At 29.2% G+C, this 18,048-nt stretch carries 15 protein-coding genes and 1 other RNA gene; 5 read left to right on the forward strand and 11 right to left on the reverse strand.

Annotated elements, in window-relative coordinates:
* Positions 1 to 16 precede the first annotated feature (16 nt).
* From ilvN to hflK, 7 genes are read right to left on the reverse strand one after another with little or no spacing between them, the layout of a single operon-like run.
* Positions 17 to 565, reverse strand: a complete 549-nt coding sequence (ilvN, locus tag ABXT72_RS05515; protein ID WP_415277962.1) for an acetolactate synthase small subunit — start codon at positions 563 to 565, stop codon at positions 17 to 19.
* Position 566: 1 nt separating this feature from the next.
* The gene (locus ABXT72_RS05520; protein ID WP_415277963.1) at positions 567 to 2,333 is read right to left on the reverse strand and encodes an acetolactate synthase 3 large subunit; all 1,767 of its coding nucleotides are present in this window, start codon (positions 2,331 to 2,333) and stop codon (positions 567 to 569) included.
* 19 nt (positions 2,334 to 2,352) lie between these two features.
* The gene (miaA, locus tag ABXT72_RS05525; protein ID WP_415277964.1) at positions 2,353 to 3,294 is read right to left on the reverse strand and encodes a tRNA (adenosine(37)-N6)-dimethylallyltransferase MiaA; all 942 of its coding nucleotides are present in this window, start codon (positions 3,292 to 3,294) and stop codon (positions 2,353 to 2,355) included.
* Positions 3,295 to 3,296: 2 nt separating this feature from the next.
* Positions 3,297 to 4,709 carry a Do family serine endopeptidase gene (locus ABXT72_RS05530; protein WP_415277965.1) on the reverse strand — a complete coding sequence of 471 codons (1,413 nt, stop codon included), beginning with the start codon at positions 4,707 to 4,709 and terminating at the stop codon, positions 3,297 to 3,299.
* Between the two features lies 1 nt (position 4,710).
* Positions 4,711 to 4,896 (reverse strand): DUF2065 domain-containing protein, encoded by a 186-nt coding sequence (locus tag ABXT72_RS05535; protein ID WP_415277966.1) that lies wholly within the window; start codon positions 4,894 to 4,896, stop codon positions 4,711 to 4,713.
* A gap of 9 nt (positions 4,897 to 4,905) precedes the next feature.
* A complete protein-coding gene (gene hflC, locus ABXT72_RS05540) occupies positions 4,906 to 5,772 on the reverse strand; it encodes a protease modulator HflC (protein WP_415277967.1) in 867 nt (288 codons plus the stop codon).
* The gene (gene hflK, locus ABXT72_RS05545) at positions 5,772 to 6,872 is read right to left on the reverse strand and encodes an FtsH protease activity modulator HflK (RefSeq protein ID WP_415277968.1); all 1,101 of its coding nucleotides are present in this window, start codon (positions 6,870 to 6,872) and stop codon (positions 5,772 to 5,774) included. Before hflK ends, hflC begins: the two co-directional genes overlap by 1 nt.
* Before the next feature lie 51 nt (positions 6,873 to 6,923).
* Here hflK and ABXT72_RS05550 point away from each other — a divergent pair, with 51 nt between their 5' ends.
* The gene (locus ABXT72_RS05550; RefSeq protein ID WP_415277969.1) at positions 6,924 to 7,748 is read left to right on the forward strand and encodes an Mrp/NBP35 family ATP-binding protein; all 825 of its coding nucleotides are present in this window, start codon (positions 6,924 to 6,926) and stop codon (positions 7,746 to 7,748) included.
* Here the strand turns inward: ABXT72_RS05550 and thyX are convergent.
* On the reverse strand, positions 7,729 to 8,676 hold the full coding sequence (thyX, locus tag ABXT72_RS05555; protein ID WP_415277970.1) for an FAD-dependent thymidylate synthase: 948 nt from the start codon (positions 8,674 to 8,676) through the stop codon (positions 7,729 to 7,731). The two genes, ABXT72_RS05550 and thyX, sit on opposite strands and share 20 nt — an antisense overlap.
* 21 nt (positions 8,677 to 8,697) lie before the next feature.
* On the opposite strand from thyX, the gene ssrA reads away from it, so the two are divergent.
* Positions 8,698 to 8,998: a transfer-messenger RNA gene (ssrA, locus tag ABXT72_RS05560) on the forward strand.
* On the opposite strand, the gene ABXT72_RS05565 is transcribed toward ssrA, so the two are convergent.
* Complete coding sequence (locus ABXT72_RS05565) at positions 8,997 to 9,368, reverse strand: phosphoribosyl-ATP diphosphatase (protein ID WP_415277971.1); 372 nt, start codon at positions 9,366 to 9,368, stop codon at positions 8,997 to 8,999. The two genes, ssrA and ABXT72_RS05565, sit on opposite strands and share 2 nt — an antisense overlap.
* 66 nt (positions 9,369 to 9,434) lie before the next feature.
* Between ABXT72_RS05565 and fumC the strand changes: the two genes are divergently transcribed.
* Entirely contained in the window at positions 9,435 to 10,823 is a 1,389-nt protein-coding gene (gene fumC, locus ABXT72_RS05570) for a class II fumarate hydratase (RefSeq protein WP_415277972.1), read from the forward strand.
* Here fumC and ABXT72_RS05575 read toward each other — a convergent pair.
* Entirely contained in the window at positions 10,811 to 12,262 is a 1,452-nt protein-coding gene (locus tag ABXT72_RS05575; protein WP_415277973.1) for a hypothetical protein, read from the reverse strand. The genes fumC and ABXT72_RS05575 overlap by 13 nt on opposite strands.
* 44 nt (positions 12,263 to 12,306) lie before the next feature.
* On the opposite strand from ABXT72_RS05575, the gene ABXT72_RS05580 reads away from it, so the two are divergent.
* Together ABXT72_RS05580 and ABXT72_RS05585 are read left to right on the forward strand one after the other, a co-directional pair.
* A complete protein-coding gene (locus ABXT72_RS05580) occupies positions 12,307 to 14,343 on the forward strand; it encodes an ATP-dependent helicase (protein WP_415277974.1) in 2,037 nt (678 codons plus the stop codon).
* Positions 14,340 to 16,034 carry an aminopeptidase P family protein gene (locus tag ABXT72_RS05585; protein ID WP_415277975.1) on the forward strand — a complete coding sequence of 565 codons (1,695 nt, stop codon included), beginning with the start codon at positions 14,340 to 14,342 and terminating at the stop codon, positions 16,032 to 16,034. The genes ABXT72_RS05580 and ABXT72_RS05585 overlap by 4 nt, the downstream gene beginning before the upstream one ends.
* On the opposite strand, the gene ligA is transcribed toward ABXT72_RS05585, so the two are convergent.
* Positions 16,017 to 18,047 carry an NAD-dependent DNA ligase LigA gene (ligA, locus tag ABXT72_RS05590; RefSeq protein WP_415277976.1) on the reverse strand — a complete coding sequence of 677 codons (2,031 nt, stop codon included), beginning with the start codon at positions 18,045 to 18,047 and terminating at the stop codon, positions 16,017 to 16,019. The two genes, ABXT72_RS05585 and ligA, sit on opposite strands and share 18 nt — an antisense overlap.
* Between the last annotated feature and the right edge of the window lies 1 nt (position 18,048).

An 18,048-nucleotide genomic window follows, 5' to 3' on the forward strand; every position in this document is an offset into this window, starting at 1 on the left:
TATTTTCTCCTTTTAATTAATTAAAAATTTCTGCACCTCTTGTCATTGCCACCGCTCCAGTTCTTGAGGCACTAACAAGACCAAATGGTTTTAAACTCTTTGTCACAATATCTATCTCTCTTCTTAAAGCTGTTATTTGAATTACAGCAGATTTGTTTGTTTTATCTAATATAACTGGATTGTATTTTTTACAAGTATTTAAAGCCTTCTTAATTTTGCTAGAGTTTGCAACGATTTTTAATAGGGCCATCTCCTTGAATATAATTTTTTTATCTTCTCTTTTAAAATTTCCAACTTTATGAACTGGAACTAGCTTCTTCAACTGTAATACAATTTGCTCAATAACTTGAGGGGTTCCAGTGGTTACAATTGTAATTCTAGAAAGATTATTTTTTTGATCTACTTCTGCTACAGCTAAAGATTCTATATTATAGCCTCTTCCAGAAAATAAACCCACTACTCTTGATAATACGCTTGCTTCGTTATCAACCCAAACAACAATTATATGCGTATCAATTTTACCTAATTTGCTAGGTGTGCTATATGCTGATTTAGATTTTGCCATTTTAAACTAAAGATTTCCCTTTACCTGTAATTTTATTTTCTTTTTGATCTTTTGGTCCCAATAACATTTGATTATGCGGTTTTCCCGAAGGTATCATTGGATAACAATTCTCAGCTTGATCTACATGACAATCAAAAATTACTGGTCTGTCTATATTGATCATTTCTTCAATTTTTTCATCTAATTCATCTGGATTTTCCGCTCTAATACCAACGCAACCATAAGCCTCAGCTAATTTTACAAAATCTGGTAATGCCTCCGAGTAACTTTCAGAGTAATTCTTTTCATGAAGCAGTTCCTGCCATTGTCTAACCATACCCATATATTGATTGTTCAAAATAAATATCTTTACTGGCAAATTATATTGAACTGCAGTTGAAATTTCCTGCATAGTCATTAAAATTGATGCTTCACCAGCAATATCTATAACTAATTTTTTAGGATGTGCAACTTGTACCCCTATTGCCGCTGGTAATCCATAACCCATAGTTCCAAGTCCTCCTGATGTCATCCATCTATTAGGCTTATTGAACTTATAATGTTGTGCTGCCCACATCTGATGCTGCCCGACTTCAGTGGTGATATATGTGTCTTGATTTTTAGTTAATTCATATAGTCTTTGAACTGCATGTTGAGGCTTAATAATCTTATCACTATTTATAAAATTTAGAGATTGTTTTGTTCTCCATTTTTGAATTAGTTGCCACCATTTTGATATTTTTTGTTTATTTGATTTTTCTAAATTTAAGTTTTTCTTTTTTAAAGTTTTAGTAGTTGATTTAATTACATCACTTACATCACCAACAATAGCCAGATCAACTTTTACTATTTTATTTATCGATGATGGGTCAATATCAATATGAACCTTTTTAGATTTTGGAGAAAACTCATCTATCTTTCCTGTAATCCTGTCATCAAATCTTGCGCCAATGTTTATCAATAAGTCACAATCATGCATTGCATTATTAGCTTCATAAGTTCCATGCATACCAAGCATTCCTAAAAATTGATTATCATCTCCTGGATAAGCACCTAATCCTTGCAAAGTTGATGTAATAGGAAATCCAGTTAAGGCCACTAGTTCTCTTAAAAGTTCACTTGCCTTTGGTCCTGAATTAATAACTCCACCTCCAGTATAAAAAACTGGTTTGGAGGCTTTTTTCATTAAATCTACTAATTGATCAATATCTTTTTGATTAAATTTATTAAGAACTTTTCCATTTAATTTTTTTTCTTTTTTAGGTTTAAAATATTTTGCTTTTGCAAACTGGATATCTTTTGGGATATCAACTAATACTGGTCCAGGTCTTCCTGTTGTTGCAACTTCAAAGGCTTCATGCATAATTCTTGATAAATCATTTATATCTTTAACTAACCAGTTATGTTTGGTGCAAGGTCTTGTAATTCCTGTGGTGTCACATTCTTGAAAAGCATCTGTTCCAATTAAGTGCGTAGGAACTTGTCCTGAAATACAAACTAAAGGAACTGAATCCATATAAGCGTCAGTTAATGCAGTGACAACATTTGTTGCACCTGGTCCTGACGTAACTAATACAACGCCTGGTTTTCCAGTTGATCTTGCATAACCTTCTGCAGCATGGCCTGCGCCTTGTTCGTGTCTAACTAAAATATGTTTTATAGTTGGATGATTTTTTAATTCATCATAGATAGGAAGCACTGCTCCACCTGGATATCCAAAAATATGTTCAACTTTTTGGTCTTCAAGAGATTTAAATACTATCTCTGCACCTGAATATAATTTTGGCATCTAGGCAATCTATCGGACTTTATGTTAATTGGTCAAGTTTAAGAGAGGATTTTTTTAATTTTTTTATATAACCACCTACTTTGCTTGGATCAATTTTAACCCATGAGACCATCCTGGTTCTTGCCCAAGTAGCTTGTCTTTTAGCGTATTGTCTTGTTTTAATTGATATTAATTCTTTTGCTTCTTCTAAAGTGGTTTTATCATTTAGATACTGTGTCAATTCGGCAATCCCAATTACCTTATTTACACTCTGATCTTTTCTAATTTTTAGTTTAATAAATTCTTTAACTTCATTAATGGCTCCACTATTTATCATAGTAGAAGTCCTTAAGTTAATTCTTTCAATGAGTTTTTCTCTTTTTGTTTCAATATGAAGTTTTAAAAAGTCACTATCTTTAAATTCAGATTTAGTCTTAGTTAACCAATCGTACATGGAGATATTAGTATAAGATTTAATTTCATAAGCTCTTATAGATCTTTGTGTATCATTTGGATCAAATTTATCTTTAATTTTGGGGTCTAGCTTTAAAAGTTTTTTATAAAATTTTTTTTGTCCTTCTCTTTTAGACATTAGTCTAACTTTATTTCTAAAATTAAGAGGTGTCTCTGGAATTTTAACTAAACCATTAATTAATGACTGAAAATATAAACCAGTACCACCAGCTAAGATTGGAATTTTTTTCTTTTTTTGAATACTTTTAATCTTTTTAATTGCTAGTTCCAACCATTGGCCTGTTGAAAATTTTTCATTCAAATCAACAATTCCATAAAGATGATGTTTAATATTTTTTTGTTCTATTCTATTTGGTCTTGCAGTTAATATTTTTAACTTCTTGTAAACCTGCATGCTGTCAGCATTGATTATTTCTCCTTCAATTTTTTTTGCAATCTTTACAGCAAAATTTGACTTACCTGATGCGGTTGGACCTGAAATTAGGATAATTTTGGACTGTTTGTCCATTATTAATCTAGCTTAACACCAATATATCTTCTTTGGTTTTGATTGTTATAAATTACAATCAAAATTGTTTTTTGATTAGATTTTAGAGCAGTGCCCACAATATCTTCAAGATCTTTAGTTGATTTAATCTTTTTCTTTTGTGCTTCGACGATAACATCACCAACATTTAAATAATCTACTGGACTATTTTTTCCAATATTTGTTATAACCAAACCCGTTGTTTGATTGGGTAACTTTCTTTGTTCAATATCTTTTTTATTTAATGGTCTTACAATTATTTTTAAAGATTTAATTTCAGAAATTTCAGGTTTTTCTTCTTTAGTTTCTTTTTTTTCTACTTTAAAATCTTCTGAAGTCTCAAGTCTTCCTAGTTTAATTTTTTTAGTAATTTCTCTTTTATTTCTCCAGATTTTAACATCTACAGTTTTACCAACTTCTGTTTGTGCAACAATTATTGGTAATTCTTTCATTTCTTTAATTTCAGTATTGTTAAACTCTAATATAATATCTCCTGCTTTAATTCCTGCTTTGTCAGATGGGCTATTTTCTGCAACACTAGCAACTAATGCTCCTCTAGGTTCATCTAATTTTTCAACATCCGCAATTTCTTCAGAAACTACTTGAATTCTAACTCCTAACCATCCTCTTTTAGTTTCACCAAATTCTATTAGTTGATCTACAACTCTTTTTGCATCATTCGATGGTATTGAAAAACCTATACCAATAGATCCACCTTTTCCCAGAATTGCAGTGTTAATTCCAATCACATCACCATTCATATCAAACAAAGGTCCACCTGAATTTCCTGAATTTATCGATGCATCTGTTTGAATATAATCTTCATAACGAGATAATCCAATTGATCTATTTCTTGCCGATATTATTCCTGCAGTAACCGTTCCTCCTAAACCAAAAGGATTGCCAATTGCAATAACCCAATCCCCTATTCTTGCTTTATCTGAGTTTCCAAAATTAACTGGTGTAAATTTTTCTTTTGAATCTATTTGAAGAACCGCGATATCAGATAAAGGATCTGCACCAATAATTGTAGCCTTATACTCTTTATCTCCACCAACTCTTACTACGATGTCCTCAGCATCTTGAATAACATGGTTATTAGTTATTACGATTCCTTTTTCATCAATTATAAATCCAGAGCCTAGTGCAGCAGATTTTCTAGTTTGAGGTGTTCCAAATTCTTTAAACATATCCTCAAAGGGTGATCCAGGAGGAAACTCAAAACCAGGAAAAGGATTGGTATTTGTTGTGACAGTAGTTGTTGTTGAAATATTTACAACAGATGGCATTAATCTTTCTGCCAAATCAGCAAATGATGCTGGTGCATCTTTAGCATTTACTTGCATTACAAAAGTTAATGTAAAAAATACTATTAGTAATTTTTTAATTTTATTCATTTTAATTTTTAATATACCAAATAATAATAAATCCTATGACTGCAAATATCAATCCACCTGTTCTTAATTGACTATTAGTCACATCATTTAATTTTAGCAATATACTTTTCATTTTGGATGGAAATAAGGCATATAGAATTCCCTCTAAGAAGAGGAAAAGACCAAAAGCTATAATTAGCTCTTTCATTGTTTTGGATTAATTTTTAGGTTTTATGTTACCGAAAAATTTAAAGAATTCACTATCAGGAGATAAAATTACCGAAGTTTCTCCGCCTATTAAAGCAGTCTCATAAGCTTGCATTGCTCTATAGAAAGCAAAAAATTCTGGGTCTCTACCGAATGCATCTGCAAAAATTTTATTTCTTTCACCATCTCCTTGACCTTTCATGATCTCAGAATCTTTGTTTGCGTTGGCTAGTAATACAGAAACATCTTTATCAGCAGTTGATGTAATGGTTACCGCCATTTCTGCGCCTCTTGCTCTAAATTCTTTAGCTTCTCTTTCTCTTTCAGTTTGCATTCTTCTATAGATTGCTTCACTATTCGCTTGAGGTAAATCAGCTCTTTTAATTCTAACATCTACTATTTTAATTCCAAATTTTTTAGCTTCTGCATTTACACCTTCTTGAATTAAAGACATTTGCTTAGATCTATCTTTTGATAGTAATGTCTGTAATTCTTGTTGTCCTAAAACGTTTCTAATTCTTGAGTTAATAATTGTTGCCAATCTTGATCTTGCAACTCTTTCATTTCCAACTGAAATATAGAATTTTAAAGGATCTACAATTTGAAATCTTGCAAAAGCATCAACAATTAATCTTTTTTGATCAGATGCAATGACTTCTGCTGGTGGTGTATCAAGATTTAAAATTCTGCTATCTAAAAAAACAACATTTTGAATAAAAGGTATTTTAAAGTTTAAACCTGGTTTTAGTATTATTTTTTTAGGATCACCAAACTGGAGTACAATTGCTTGATTAACCTCTTTAACAATAAATATAGAGAAGAATGTTAATGCTCCTATTAAAATAATTATTGGTAATAAAATTTTTTGTGCTTTCATTAGTTACTTGCCTTTTTTTTACCTAGCTCTGGTAATGGTAAATATGGTACTACGCCCGAGCCTGCATTTTTTTCAATTATTACTTTATCTATATCTGCTAAAACTTTTTCCATAGTCTCTAAGTACATTCTTTCTTGAGTTACTTCTTTAGCTTTCGCATACTCATTATAAATAGATATAAATCTGCTAGCTTCACCTTCTGCTTGAGCAACAACTTTTTGTTTATAAGCTTCTGCTGCTTGCATAATTTTTGCAGCTTCCCCTCTTGCTCTCGGAATAACATCGTTAGCATAAGCTTCAGCTTCATTTTTAGATCTTTCCATATCTGCTCTTGCTGCTTGAACATCTCTAAACGCATCAATTACTTGATCAGGTGGATCCGCTTTTTGTGTTTGAACTTGTGTAATTTGAATACCACTATTGTATTCATCTAGAATTGATTGAATAATTTCCTGAGTTTCAATTTCAATTTGAGCTCTTCCCTCAGTTAAAACTGGTTGAATTTTACTTTTTGCAATTACTTCTCTCATTGCTGTCTCTGCTGCAGCTTTTACTGTTCCTTCTGGATCTTGTATTTCAAATAAAAATTTACCCGCATCTTTAATTACCCAGAAAACTGAAAAATCTATATTAACTATGTTTTCATCACCTGTTAACATTAAACTTTCTTGAGGAACATCAGCAACTCCTCCACCTTGTGAAAAACCACTATCTCTTTCAGATCTAAATCCAATATCAATTCTATTTACTTTTGTAACTTTTGGTGTCTCAACTGTCTCTACTGGAAGTGGAATATGATAATGCAATCCTGGTTGAGTAGTTTTTACAAACTTACCAAATCTAAGCACAACACCTTGTTCATCGGGTCCCACTCTATAAAGTCCACTTGCTAACCATACAAACGCTATGATAATTAAAATTAAACCAATTGGTTTACCTCCTGATGAACTTCCACCAGGTAAAAATCCTTTTATTTTACTTTGAATATCTCTAATTAATGCATCGATGTCTGGTGGTGTAGGTCCTTTTCCAGAACCGTTTCCTCCTCCTGGAGGTGTTCCCCATGGGCTTCCTCCTCTACCTTGAAAATCATCTGACATATGACAAAGTATATAATGTGTTTCTAATAAAAAACAAGTAATGATGAGATTATGACTGATAAAAAGCCAGAACTAAGTGACGCAATGAAGAAAAAATTAGAGCCTAGAAAGTTCACTAAAAATCCTATTTTAGGAACAAAATTTACAATAGCGGTATCAAGTGCGAAAGGTGGTGTTGGAAAATCAACCTTTGCAACTAACCTTGCTTTAGCTTTAAAACAAATTGGCTGCAAAGTTGGTTTACTTGATGCTGACATTTACGGTCCTTCAATTCCAAAAATGTTTGATATTAATGAAAAGCCAAAAAGCGATGGCCAGACTTTAACTCCAATTACAAAATATGACATTCAATGTATGTCCATTGGTTTTCTTGCAGACCAACAAACTCCAATGATTTGGCGTGGACCTATGGTTACTAGTGCAATTAAAACTTTTACACAAAAGGTTGGTTGGAAAGATTTAGATTTTATAATTGTTGATATGCCTCCAGGGACTGGCGATACTCAATTAACTTTTTCACAAGAAATTAAAATGGATGGGGCAATCATTGTTTCAACTCCTCAAGAAGTAGCTCTTCTTGATGTTAAAAGAGGTATTAAAATGTTTGACAAGCTTGGAGTTAAGATTTTAGGTTTAGTTGATAACATGAGTTATTTCAAAGGAGATGATGGAAAAAAATATAAAATTTTTGGTGAAGGTGGAGTTAAGCGAACTGCTGAAGAATTTGAAAAAGAATTTTTAGGAGAAATTCCAATAAATCCTGAAGTTGGAAAATGTGGTGATGAAGGAAAGCCAATTGTAGAAGCTAATCCTGAACACGAAATTTCTAAAATATATTTAGACTTTGCTAGAAAAATTAAATCAACTTATCTTTAAGGTCAAAAGAAACCATTAACTCATTCCATTCTCTTTTAGATAAACCTGAACTATCTGGATTAACATTTTCACCTTTAATAAGTTTTTGAATTATAACCTTTCCTTTAGCAGAAACTTCAGTTCCTCCCACTCTATAATCCATGAATGCATCATAGGTTATTGGAACCCATTTCTTTACAGTGTCCAACATAATGTCCGCATAAACTCTTATTTCATATTGAGCATGACTATCTGCTCTGAGTCTTAAAAAATTCATTAAATTTAATAAATCAGTTTTCCAATACCACTGTGTGTATGTGTTTAAAGTTAAATTCATTCTTGCAAGTTCTCTAGCTAAACCTTTTTTATTTTCATCAATAGTTGATCCATCAAATCTTTGATTGAGCATCATCTCATAATTATCATAAGTTTGTTCGGCATCATTTTTTAAAAGTTCTAAAACTTCTTTTGCTTGTTCACCTTCAATCACATCACCTCTACCTTGTCTGTTACTTGAAGACTGTGCTGCTAAATTTTCTGCTGATGGCAAATAAAATTCTTTATCTAAAATAGAATACCTTGCAGAGTATTCATTTACATTTGCTGTTCTATGTCTAATCCATTGACGAGCAATAAAAATTGGAAGCTTAACATGATATTTAATTTCACACATTTCAAATGGCGTGCTATGCCAATGTCTCATTAAATATTTAATTAGACCCGCATCTGTTGAAACTTTTTTGGTACCCTTTCCGTAAGAAACTCTAGCTGATTGAACAATTGATGTATCATCACCCATATAATCAACTACCCTTACAAATCCATGGTCTAATGCTGGCATTGCCTCATAAAGAATATTTTCAAGTGCCGGAGCAGTAACTCTTTTTGTTTGATTTTGTTGAGATTGTTGATCTTTAATTTCTTGTGCTTGTTCTGTAGTTAATTTCATTGTTTGTATTGAATTTTTTTTTTTATTGAATCTCTTTCAAATGCTTTTATATTAATACTGTTGGCTTGCCAACTACGACGATAAACGAATTTCGTAATAACCATTACGGACGTGGGGGCAGTACCCACCACCTCCACCATTACAACTTATGGGGGTGAAACAGGATCGACGGGTGACTAAAGGCTATTCTTTCGTTCGGGATTGTTCCACCGTAACGGGCTAAACTTTAAATGCTGACGAAAGTTACGCACTTGCTGCATAATTAACTTAAGTTAATTGTAGAAGCACGGTCTGGGGCACCGGGTAACAGAACGCCCCTACTAATTTACAAATTTAGTTAAATCAGGTTTAAAATATTTAGGGCCTTTCATAACTTTTCCAGATTCGTTATAGATAGGCTTGCCGTCTTCACCTAACTTACTCATATTTGAGCTTTGCACTTCTTCGAAACACTTATCAAGATCAATACCAAATGCTTGCCCAGCTCCATAAGTTACATATAATATATCTGTTAAAGCATCTGCAACTTCCAAAAGATCTTTATTTTCCATTGCTTCTTTAAGCTCTTCTAATTCCTCTTTTATCAAATCATACCTAAGACTATTGATCTTATCAGTGCTAAAAGATGGCTTAGTTTTGACTTCTTGACCAAAGGTTTCCATAAAAGTTTTTACTTTGTTAAAATTTGACATTTAGCTCCTGTAAGTTTTTAAAAATTAATATATAAGTATATTAAATTACTAATTATATATTAATCAATGAAATTAAGAAAAGAATTCGACAGCATTGGAAGTATCAACGTACCTAGTGATAAATATTGGGGTGCATCAACTCAAAGATCTAACAAGTTTTTTAATATTGGAAAAATTTTAGTTAATATTTCAATAATAAAATCTATTGCAATCATTAAAAGATCAGCAGCATTAGTCCACTTTAAAGAAAAACAAATCAATAAAAAAATTACTAACTCAATAATTAAAGCTTCAGATGAGGTTATTAAAGGAAAACTAGATGAAAATTTTCCTTTAAAGGTTTGGCAAACAGGCTCTGGCACACAAACTAATATGAATGTTAATGAGGTAATTGCAAATAGAGCAATTGAAATATTGGGTGGAAAAAAAGGTTCAAAAAAACCAGTTCATCCAAATGATCATGTAAATAAATCTCAATCAACAAACGATGTTTTTCCAACAGCTATGCATATATCTGTTGCTCAAGAAACTATATCAAAACTATTACCTAGTTTAAAAATTTTAGAAAAAGAGTTAGCAAAAAAATCTAAGGAATTTATAAATATTATTAAAATTGGCAGAACCCACTTGCAAGATGCAACACCATTATCACTTGGACAAGAATTTTCAGGCTATCAGGTTCAGTTAAAAAAATGCATTGAGAGAATAGAGCTTGCACTTAAAGAAATTTATTTTTTAGCACAAGGTGGAACAGCTGTTGGGACAGGAATTAACTCTAAAAAAGGTTTTGATAAAAAAATTGTTAAAGAGATTGCCAAATATACTAAAATCCCTTTTATACCAGCTCCAAACAAATTTGCAGAACTTGCAGCTCACGATTCTATTGTAAATTTTTCAGGTACACTAAATACTTGTGCTATTGCATTAATGAAAATATCAAATGATATAAGGTTTTTAGGTTCAGGACCTCGTGCTGGATATGGTGAGTTAATATTACCAGAAAATGAACCTGGTTCATCCATTATGCCTGGAAAAGTTAACCCTACTCAATGTGAGGCAGTAACAATGGTTTGTGCTAAAGTAATAGGTAATCATACTGGAATTACAGTTGCTGGATCTCATGGACATTTTGAATTGAATGTATTTAAGCCAATGATTGCTCATAATATACTTCAGTCGATAGATCTTATTGCAGATAGTACTAAAAATTTTGCGATTTACTGTGTTAAAGGAATTAAAGCTAACAAAAAAAGAATTAAAGAACATTTAGATAATTCATTAATGCTAGTAACAGCACTGGCACCACATATTGGGTATGATAATGCAGCAAAAATTGCAAAGGTAGCTTTAAAAAATGGGACAACACTAAAGCATGAAACTCTTAAAACAGGTCTTGTTGATGAGAAAGATTATGAGAAAATAGTAGATCCTAAAAAAATGATTTACCCCTCATAAAGATTAATTAATTCGTTCAGTAACTTTCTGCTTTTAGTTAAATTATTAGAATTATTATCATTAAAACCATCAACTATATTCAAGAATTGATCACTCACTTCATTATTATCTATCTTAATATTTTTAAACACAATTTCATTACTCAAAAAATCATAAATTATATTTAGCTTAATATTTTTAATATTTTTTCTTAACCTTTTATTGGTGTTTAAAAAAGAATATAATTCATCGGTATTTTTAATATCTATTGATAAATTAGCAGCTAAAATTAATTTATCATTTTCTAAAAATAAATCACTATTAGAAACTTTTATTAAGCCAATATTATTGTTGATAAATATCGAGTTATCAAAACTTATTTTGCCGTTTAAAACTCTTAACACTAGTTTAGCTTTGTTAAAAATTTCATCTTTCTTTGTAGATTTAATATTTACTAAAGTGTGTGCACTAATATTTTCATTAAATAACAAACCTGATTTAATAAATTCATTGATGATAGAATTTGATGTAAATAAATTAGAAATTTTATAATTATTTAGATTAATTTTTAGATTTAGATCGAATGGATTTATTGCTAGTTGTCCATTATAATCTATTTTAGACTTATAAACTCTAGAACCATTGGATTGGAATATTACTACTTGATCTTTAATATTGTATTTCGTATTAAAATTTGAATTTAAAATAGAAATATTATTTATTCCATCACTTAAGTCTTTGTCTTTTTTAAAAAAATTATTTATAATTTCTAGTTGAAGATCGGGAGCTTTTATCTCAATTTTTTTTTGTGAATCAAGTGTATTTTGATATTTTAGTTTAAAAGGTATGTTAAAAACTTCACCGTTTAAATCGAATAGATTAAGTAAATTTTTCTCATCAAAAAATAAAAATGCATTAAAGATTTTAATAATTGAAATTACTTCATTTAGATTGTCCTTGAAAAAAATATTACTATTATTAATTTTAATTTTTTTTTTAGAAAATTTATTTTCACTTTTTTTATAAAGTGTTTTAAAATTATCTTTTAATAAAAAAAAATTTGCTTTTTCAATAACTACTTGACTTATTCTAATGCTATCTTTATTGAAAAGATTATTTTGGCTAATATAAACGGCTAAATCTTTGATCTCTGCTAAAGTAGTTTTCGTGTCTTTGATTAAATAATGAGGCTTTGGTAAAATATGATAGGAAATATCAAATGAATTGCTTAAATTTATATTAAATTCATCACTTAATTTGGTTACAATTTTATTTTGTACCCAGTTTTTGTCATATAAAAGCGGTATCGATAAATAAAAAATGTAAATAAATAATACAGCAATAATAGCTATTATATATTTACTAAAGTTGCTGACATGAAACTTATCATTTGTTTTATTCTCAACTTTGAATATTGTCTTTTTGATAAAGTTATTAAAAATTTTAACAATTTTTTTCATAAATCTTGTTGAAAGTTAAATATCTTTATAATGAAATTTAAAAAATGATAAACTCTGAATATTTAAAAAATCTAAATAATGCTCAAAAAGAAGCTGTTTTATATCTTGATGGACCGTTACTAATTGTTGCAGGAGCAGGATCTGGAAAAACAAAAGTTCTCACCTCAAGAATTGCTCATATAATCAATGAAAAAAAGGCCTTTCCAAACCAAATCTTATCAGTGACTTTTACTAATAAAGCTGCAAAAGAAATGCAAAACAGAGTAAGTTCTATACTAAATTCTGAGGCTATAGGGCTTTCATGGCTTGGGACCTTTCACTCTATATGCGCAAAGCTTCTGAGAAAACATGCACCTGCGGCTGGATTAACTTCTAATTTTACAATTATTGATACAGATGACCAGGTAAGATTAATCAAAAATATATGTAAAGCTGAAAATATAGACATTAAACAATTAGCCCCAAAATTTATTCTTTCAATAATTGATAGATGGAAAAATAAAGGGTTCTATCCAGATGAAGTTGTAATCAATAAAAATGATATTTTTGAAAGAACCATACTCCCGCTTTATAAAATTTATCAACAAAAGTTATTAGATTTAAATGCATGTGACTTTGGAGATTTAATTTTACATGTGGTTAAAATTTTAGAAAAAAACCATGACATAAGAAATATTTATTCAAACAATTTTAAATATATACTTGTGGATGAGTATCAAGACACTAATTATATTCAAAGTAGATGGCTTAATCTACTCTCAGAAAAGCATAAAAATTTATGCTGTGTTGGAGATGATGATCAATCTATTTATAGTTGGCGTGGAGCAGAAATAAAAAATTTCTTAGAATTTGATCAAGTGTATAAAAATTCAAAAGTAATAAGATTAGAAGAAAATTATCGTTCTTCACAAAATATATTATCTGTTGCTTCAAATCTGATAGCTAATAATCAAAACAGAGTTGGAAAAACTTTAAAGACAACTATGGAGGAAGGAGATCTTGTAAAACTTAATTGTTTTAAAAATGGAAAAGATGAAGCAATAGGAGTTTCTGATGAAATTGAAAAAAAAATTAAAAAAAAATATTCTTTTAACAATATTGCTATTTTAGTTAGAGCTATTTTCCAAACAAGAGAGTTTGAAGAACGATTTTTAAAAATTGGCTTACCTTATAGAATTCTTGGTGGTACAAAATTTTATGAAAGAGCGGAGATTAAAGATTGTGTTGCCTATTTAAGATTGATTCACCAACCAAAAGATGATTTGGCATTTGGTCGAATAGTTAATAATCCTAAAAGAGCAATTGGTGAAAGTACTATAAAATTAATACATGAGTTTTCTAAAGAGAACTCTGTTAGTTTGGAAATTGCTTCTAAAAAATTAATTGAAGAGAATTTAATTAAACCCAAAACTAGAATTGGTCTTAGCTCTTTTTTATTCCTCATGGATAAGTGGAGGAATGACATTAATATTAAAAAAATTAACCATGTTAAATTATTACAATTAGTTTTAGATGAATCTGGCTATTCAAGTATGTTAAAAAACAAAAAAGATCTAGAAAATGAAAACAGACTTGAAAATATCAAAGAACTTTTAAGTGCGATGAAAGATTTTGACAATTTAGAAAGTTTTTTAGAACATGTTGCTCTTGCTACTTCAGTTGATCAAGATTGGGATGGGGAAAAAGTTAACATGATGACAATGCATGGATCTAAAGGACTTGAATTTGATGTAGTTTTCCTACCAGGTTGGGAAGAAGGTCTTTTTCCACACCAAAAATCTATTGAAGAAAAAGGCCAAAATGGGCTTGAAGAAGAAAGGCGATTGGCTTACGTGGGAATAACAAGAGCCAAAAAAAAGGCACTTATATCTTTTGCTATGAATAGGTTTTATCAGGGAAATTGGATAGACAGTATGGCTTCAAGGTTTATTGAAGAGTTACCAGAAAAATTTTTAGAAAAAAATTCTTTTTTTGACGACTCTAAAGATAATGAAGAAGACTTTGAGTTTAATCAAGATTTTGAGATTGAAGAAGGAACTAGAAGTCCTGGATGGATAAGATATCAAAAAAGAATTAAATGATTTTAAAAAAAATAACAAATTTAAGAAAAAAATTCAAACAATATGACATTGATGGCTATATTATTCCAAAAAATGATGAATATTTTTCTGAATATGCAAAAAATGATAGGTTAAAAAATATTACAGGCTTTTCAGGTTCTGCAGGTTTTGCAATAGTTTTAAAAAAACAAAATTATTTATTTGTTGATGGAAGGTATACTATTCAAGCGCATCAACAATCATCTAAAAATTTTAAGATAATTGAAATTCATAAAAAACTACCTCATACAATTATTAAAAATTTTAATTTAGGTTACGACCCAAAACTATTTACATCCAAATTACTTAGTAAATATTTTATAAATAATAACTTAATTTCTATTGATCAAAACTTAATTGACCAACTATTTAGATTTAAAGAAAAATATACAAAACCATTCTATTCTCTAGACACGAAAATTGTAGGTGAGTCATATAGTTCTAAAATTTCTAAAGTTGTAAGATTTCTTAAAAACAACAAAGCAGATTATTGTTTCATTTCTGCGCCTGAAAATGTAGCATGGCTTTTAAATATTCGTGGATATGACAATCCAAATAGCCCAATTGCAAATGCTAGATTAATACTAAATAAAAAAAGGGAATTGTTTTTAATAGCAAATGAAAATAATTTAAAAAATCTTCTATTAGAAAAAAAAATTAAAAAGAAACAAATTTTACCAATCAATTCACTTCCACAATTTTTAGATAATTTAAAAGGTAAAAATTTTATTATTGATAATAAAACTTGCTCAATCTTTTATGAAAAAATAATTAAATCAAAATTTAATATACTTAAATATGGTGATCCTGTTTATGAACTAAAATCAATCAAAAATCCCAGAGAAATAAAACATATGATTGAAGCCCATAAAAAAGATGGCTTAGCATTAACAAGATTTATTTATTGGATTAAAAATGTTAATAAAAAAAAAATAACAGAAGTGTATGCACAAAATAAATTAGAAAAATTTCGAAAGCTAAATAAAGATTATTTATTTCCAAGTTTTGATACCATTGCTGGCGCTGGTTCAAATGGTGCAATTGTTCATTATAGAGCTAATAAAAAAACAACTAAAAAAATTGAACAGAGCGATATTTTATTGGTAGATTCTGGCGGGCAATATCATTACGGTACTACAGATGTTACAAGGACTATTTCATTCTCAAAACAAAACAAATTTATCAAAAATGCTTATACAAACGTATTAAAAGGCCATATTGCCGTTGCTTTAACAAACTTGAATAAAGATGACACTGGTAAAAAAATAGACATAAAAGCTAGAAAATTTTTAAAAAAAGAAGGTCAAGATTATGCTCATGGAACAGGACATGGGGTTGGTTTTTTTTTAAATGTTCATGAAGGACCTCAATCGATTTCAAAAAATAATTCTATAAAGATTAAAAATGGAATGATCCTAAGCAATGAACCTGGTTTTTATAAAAAAAACTACTTTGGTATTAGAATTGAAAACTTAATCTATGCTAAAAAAGCCAAAAGAAGCTTTAATTTCGAAAACCTCACACTTGCTCCTTTAGAAAAAGACTTAATTAACTATGAGATATTAGATAAAACAGAAAAAAACTATTTATTTAAATATCATTTGAATATTTATTCAGAGTTTTCTAGTTTGCTTAATGAAAAAGAAAGAAAGTGGTTAGCCACTCTTATTTAACATTTTTAACCATTCTGCTTGACTAATAACTTTTATATTCCAATCCTTAGCTGTATTTATTTTTTTTAAAGTTGGTTTGTCACCAGCAATTAAATAATTAAGTTTTTTATTAACGTTACTAATTATTTTTCCTGAATTTTTCTCTATCAATGATTTTGCTTCTGCCCTGCTAATTCCATTTAACTTTCCAGTTAACATAAAAGTTTTATTTTTTAATAGCCCATTATTATTTATTAAAATTACATCTTTGATTAATAAATTTTTTTCTAGTTCAGACAGCACTATAAGATTAGTTTTATTTAAGAAAAATTTTTTGATAGACTGAATTTGTGTTATTCCAATTCCGTCAATATTAGATAAATTTTCAGTATTATTTTCCCCTGATAGTCTAAAAAAATTAGATGATGTTTTAAGGTGTCTTGCGAGAAGCTTAGCATTTTCTTGTCCTATATGCCTTATACCCAATGAATAAATAAATCGTTCTAGAGAAATATTTTTTTTTTCTTCAATTGAAAATTTTAAATTAGCAACTGATAATTTTCCCCATCCTTCAAGTTCTTCTATTTTATTATAATTAAGTTTAAATATATCCTGTGGAAGTCTAACTAATTTTAGGTTCCAAAAATTTTCAACAATTTTCTTCCCAAACCCTTCTATGTTAAATGCATCTTTAGAAACAAAATGTTTAATTCTCTCTATGGCAATTTTTTCACATTCAAACCCCTCACTAGCACACCTTCTTACAGCATCTTGTCTTTTAGTTGTCTCATTATAATCTTTAATTGTTTTGCTTCCACACGATGGGCACTTTAGAGGAAAAATAAATTTTTTTGAGTTTTGTTTTCTTTTTTTTAAATCTACTGAAACTACATGTGGAATTACATCTCCGGCTCTTTCAACGGTGACTGTATCCCCTACTCTTATATCTTTTCTAACAATTTCATCTTCATTGTGAAGCGTTGCATTTGAAACTATTACTCCCCCTATATTAACTGGTTTAATTTTTGCAACCGGGGTAAGTGCCCCCGTTCTACCAATTTGTATTTCAATATTCATTATTTCTGAAATAGAGCTATTTGCTGAAAACTTATGTGCTATCGCCCATCTAGGCGCATTAGCAGCAAAACCTAATCTTTTTTGTAAGTCAAAATCATTAACTTTATAAACAATTCCATCTATATCAAATGCCAACTCTTTTCTTTTTTCCTCTAATTCTTTATGATTTAATATTAAGTTTTTAATTCCAATAATTTTTTTGTTAAATGGGTTTGTTTTAAAACCCCATAATTTTAAACTTTCTAAAAAACTTGTTTGATTATTGATATTCATTTTTTTTTCATAACCGTATGTGTAGGCAATAAATTTCAGTGGAATTTTTGCTGTTATTAATGAATTTTTTTGTCTTAGTGATCCAGAAGCAGCATTTCTAGGATTTGCAAACTTATCGTTAATTTCTTTAAAATCATTATTTTCTATAAAAACTTCACCTCTAATATCTATTTCTTTAGGGAAATTGTTTTTTGTAATTTCTAAAGGTATATCCTTAATTGTTTTTAAATTTTGCGTAATATCCTCTCCTTCATTGCCATCTCCTCTAGAAAGTCCTTTAGTTAATTTTCCATTAATATAAATTAACGATGCTGATATTCCATCAATTTTTGGTTCGGCACTATATTCGATAGAATTTATATCTTTTAAACTTAAGAAGTTAATTATTTTTTTTTCAAAATTTTTTAAGTCTTCTTCATTAAAAGCATTTCCAAGTGACAACATTGGAACTTTATGTTTTACTTTTTGAAAATTTTTTGATGGTTTAAATCCTATGGATTTAGCAGGAGAATATTCACTTTTTAAAAATTTGTATTTATTCTCTAGATCTATTATATTTTTTTTTAAAAGATCAAATTTTTGATCTGATACAATAGGTTTGTCTTTATCATAATAATACTTGTTATATCTTTGAAATAAATCAATTTTTTTTAAGTATTCGATTTCAAGGTCTTTATCATTCATT

This window comes from Candidatus Pelagibacter sp. Uisw_094, assembly GCF_047729535.1.
GTDB lineage: Bacteria > Pseudomonadota > Alphaproteobacteria > Pelagibacterales > Pelagibacteraceae > Pelagibacter.

What these genes read in the sequence shown, in the direction of transcription:
- ilvN (WP_415277962.1), bottom strand. Translation starts at nt 565, where the DNA reads ATGGCAAAATCTAAATCAGCATATAGCACACCTAGCAAATTAGGTAAA.
- ABXT72_RS05520 (WP_415277963.1), bottom strand. Translation starts at nt 2,333, where the DNA reads ATGCCAAAATTATATTCAGGTGCAGAGATAGTATTTAAATCTCTTGAA.
- miaA (WP_415277964.1), bottom strand. Translation starts at nt 3,294, where the DNA reads ATGGACAAACAGTCCAAAATTATCCTAATTTCAGGTCCAACCGCATCA.
- ABXT72_RS05530 (WP_415277965.1), bottom strand. Translation starts at nt 4,709, where the DNA reads ATGAATAAAATTAAAAAATTACTAATAGTATTTTTTACATTAACTTTT.
- ABXT72_RS05535 (WP_415277966.1), bottom strand. Translation starts at nt 4,896, where the DNA reads ATGAAAGAGCTAATTATAGCTTTTGGTCTTTTCCTCTTCTTAGAGGGA.
- hflC (WP_415277967.1), bottom strand. Translation starts at nt 5,772, where the DNA reads ATGAAAGCACAAAAAATTTTATTACCAATAATTATTTTAATAGGAGCA.
- hflK (WP_415277968.1), bottom strand. Translation starts at nt 6,872, where the DNA reads ATGTCAGATGATTTTCAAGGTAGAGGAGGAAGCCCATGGGGAACACCT.
- ABXT72_RS05550 (WP_415277969.1), top strand. Translation starts at nt 6,924, where the DNA reads ATGACTGATAAAAAGCCAGAACTAAGTGACGCAATGAAGAAAAAATTA.
- thyX (WP_415277970.1), bottom strand. Translation starts at nt 8,676, where the DNA reads ATGAAATTAACTACAGAACAAGCACAAGAAATTAAAGATCAACAATCT.
- ABXT72_RS05565 (WP_415277971.1), bottom strand. Translation starts at nt 9,368, where the DNA reads ATGTCAAATTTTAACAAAGTAAAAACTTTTATGGAAACCTTTGGTCAA.
- fumC (WP_415277972.1), top strand. Translation starts at nt 9,435, where the DNA reads ATGAAATTAAGAAAAGAATTCGACAGCATTGGAAGTATCAACGTACCT.
- ABXT72_RS05575 (WP_415277973.1), bottom strand. Translation starts at nt 12,262, where the DNA reads ATGAAAAAAATTGTTAAAATTTTTAATAACTTTATCAAAAAGACAATA.
- ABXT72_RS05580 (WP_415277974.1), top strand. Translation starts at nt 12,307, where the DNA reads ATGATAAACTCTGAATATTTAAAAAATCTAAATAATGCTCAAAAAGAA.
- ABXT72_RS05585 (WP_415277975.1), top strand. Translation starts at nt 14,340, where the DNA reads ATGATTTTAAAAAAAATAACAAATTTAAGAAAAAAATTCAAACAATAT.
- ligA (WP_415277976.1), bottom strand. Translation starts at nt 18,047, where the DNA reads ATGAATGATAAAGACCTTGAAATCGAATACTTAAAAAAAATTGATTTA.